The 1,413-nt window shown below is 67.9% G+C and carries 1 protein-coding gene; it reads right to left on the bottom strand.

The window, feature by feature from the left end; all coding sequences use genetic code 11:
• Positions 1-35: 35 nt before the first annotated feature.
• Positions 36-1,247, bottom strand: a complete 1,212-nt coding sequence (locus V7E09_RS15620) for an ISL3 family transposase (RefSeq protein ID WP_324523742.1) — start codon at positions 1,245-1,247, stop codon at positions 36-38.
• Positions 1,248-1,413: the final 166 nt, after the last annotated feature.

The raw sequence follows: 1,413 nt of genomic DNA, 5'->3' as shown, positions 1-1,413 counted from the left end.
GATGGCGAAGGCGTTGAGGGCTGGTTTCCGGCTCTTCATACCTGCGGTGGGTCGAGGTTGAGTCCGCCGCCGATGAGGAGCATGCGTAGTCGGTAGTTCTCGCGGTTGCGGAAGCCTCTGGCGATGCGTCGGTGGAGCTCGATGAGCCCGTTGATGCTCTCGGTGCCGCCATTGGATGCGCGGCCGGTGTCGAAGTAGGCCAGGAAGGCGTCTTTCCACTGTCTGAGGGTGCGGCCGAGTCGGGCGATCTCGGGGATCGGGCAGGAGGGGAACCCGTCGACGACTTGCTCGGCAATCTGGCGGCCCTTGGCTGGGTCGGGGTGGGCGTAGGCGGCTCGAACCTTCTGGGCGCACTGCCAGGCGACGTGGACGGCGTCGTGGTGGTCATCGGCGGCGATCGCCGCGGCGAGGCGGGCGTGTTGCTTGTCTGTGAGCCGTTCGGCCGCGCAACGCAGGATGTTACGGATCCCGTAGAGCGGGTCGCCGGAACGACCCCGGTGGCCGTGGATCTCCTGCTGCACGCGGCGGCGGACCTCATCTACGGCCCGGCTGGCCAGAGCGACCACATGAAACGCATCAAGGACGGCGGTGGCGTCGGCGAGCTTGTCGTCGATGGCGTTCTTGTAGCCGCGGAACGGGTCCAGGGTGGCGACCTCGACCCCGGCCTTGAACCCCTTCCCGCGCTGGTCGAGCCACGTCTTGTACACGGTGCCCGAACGTCCCGGCACCAGATCGAGCAGCCGGGCATGGACGCGTCCGTCCTTGTCACGAGTGAGGTCGACCATGCCGGTGAGCTCCTTGGGGCCACGCTTGCGGGGGCTCACGTGGTGCCACAGGTGCTCATCCACCCCAAGCGTGGTCACGCCGGCGAACCGGGACTCATCAGCGGCGGCACGCTGCAGGATCGGCTCGATGCTGGTCCACACAGTCCGCCACGTGGTGGCCAACTGCCGAGCCAGCCCGGCGATGCTGGCGTGCTCGCGTCGGACCTGCTCGGTCGCCCAGCGACACGCCCGGGTGGTGAGCATCGCGCGTGGCTTGGCGATCTGTTCGTCCTGCTCGGTGAACACCCCTACGGGACAGGACGGCTCGGGACACGTCCACGTGCGTTTGCGCCAACGCACGCGTGTCGGGGCTCCGAAGCAGGGGATGTCGACCAAGGTGACCGTCCGTCGGCCATGGCTGCGGGCTACCACCCCGCAGGTCGGGCAGCCCATCATCGCTGGTGGGGACTCGACCTCGACCACCAGCCCGGCAGGTCGCCGGTCCACTCCGATGACGTGCACGCCGGGCAAGCCGACCAGACGGTCACAGTTGTCGCAGTAGGCGTCGTCATGGGGGCAGCGCGCAGCACACGTCGTAGGCTCAGACACAGTCGGGGTCCTCGGTGGATAAGAAGCTTGGTAACTCCTG

The organism is Propioniciclava sp. (genome assembly GCF_036744435.1).
Lineage (GTDB): Bacteria > Actinomycetota > Actinomycetes > Propionibacteriales > Propionibacteriaceae > Propioniciclava.
This window is presented reverse-complemented; position numbering and strand designations above follow the sequence as displayed.